We start from the raw sequence: 660 nt of genomic DNA on the forward strand, positions 1-660 counted from the left end.
AAGCTCCTCGTGGCGACCACTGGGTTCGACCGTGTGGAAATCCGTAGGTTCACCTCAGCGTCTGAGCGAATCGTTGACTTCAGTGATGGCTCGGTTCTCCGCGCGACAGACCTTAACGTTTCCCAGTTACAGTCTGCACATATCGCTGAGGAAGCACGAGACGCTGCCCTGATGGCCATGCCTCAGGATGATGCAGGTAACCTCGATGCCCGTAACCGCAGAATCGTTCGACTGGCTCCGGGTGTTGAAGGTACGGACGCAATCAACAAGAACCAGCTGGACACAACTCTAGGAGATGCTGGTGGTATTCTATCGGACATGAAGGACCTAGAGGGTGAGATTCACGACTACATCGAGAAGTTCGCAGATGACACGGCGCTTGTGCGTGGGGTGGCGTGGGTGTATAACCTTGGTTCCGCTGATGGCGGGGAAACCGTTATCACCATAAATAAATCGACACGTACATACGCTGTGCCTTACATTGAGGTAAATGGCTCACGCCAAGAGGTCGGGTATCACTATTCGTTCGATCTGGAAACACAGCAGATAACCCTTGCCACTCCATTGAAAGCTGGCGACTTCGTTATGGTAATGACCACAGAGTCTCAGCTCCCGGTAGAGACCTTGCTGGCATCTAGCGTTGGTGCCTCGAGCATCGGG

The 660-nt window shown here is 53.6% G+C and carries 1 protein-coding gene; it reads left to right on the forward strand.

The genetic code is table 11. The annotated features are described in order from the left end of the window. On the forward strand, window positions 1-660 hold a 660-nt coding region (locus HGP29_RS28400; RefSeq protein ID WP_211093467.1), incomplete at both ends, for a phage tail fiber domain-containing protein.

Origin of the sequence: Flammeovirga agarivorans (assembly GCF_012641475.1) — a bacterium.
GTDB lineage: Bacteria > Bacteroidota > Bacteroidia > Cytophagales > Flammeovirgaceae > Flammeovirga > Flammeovirga agarivorans.